General features: G+C 58.8%; 1 protein-coding gene. It reads right to left on the minus strand.

Going from position 1 to position 468, the window contains the following annotated elements:
• Nucleotides 1–19 precede the first annotated feature (19 nt).
• Nucleotides 20–468, minus strand: a 449-nt coding sequence (gene fliH, locus M3147_RS18965) for a flagellar assembly protein FliH (protein WP_251204951.1), incomplete at its 5' end; no start/stop codon positions are given.

Consider the following 468-nt stretch of genomic DNA (forward strand, 5'->3'; position numbering starts at 1 on the left):
GTTATCGAACGCAGAAAAATCACTCACCCTGCGACTCCGGCGTGAGTGTTTCTTTCAGCGCGGTCATGCATTGTTCAAGGCGATGCTCGCAGCCGATATCCAGTTCGGATTTGTCGGTGATCACCCGGCATTCGCCCGGTGGCAAATCCGGCGAAGGCGTCAGCCCCCATTCGCTGACCTTTTCCGGCACCGCGTCGCGCAGGCGGTTAAACTCTTCCGTGCTCAGCATTACTTGCAGGGTTTCCGGCATCGCCGGGAAGGCCGCCAGCGCCTCTTCCACCAGCGCCAGCAACTGCGTGGGTTGCAGCGCCAGTTCACAACGGATCACCTGGCGGGTGACTTTTTCCACCAGTTGCAGCGAATCTTCCCGCTGTTTACGTTCGATATGAGCGAGGAAGTCGTTCACTTTACCGGTGATGGCTTCCAGCGGCTGCGCCGCCTCAACAAACTGTTTGCGCCCTTCCTGCT

The sequence above is a fragment of the Agromyces mediolanus genome, from assembly GCF_023715325.1.
In the GTDB taxonomy this organism is placed as follows: Bacteria; Actinomycetota; Actinomycetes; order Actinomycetales; family Microbacteriaceae; genus Agromyces; species Agromyces mediolanus_A.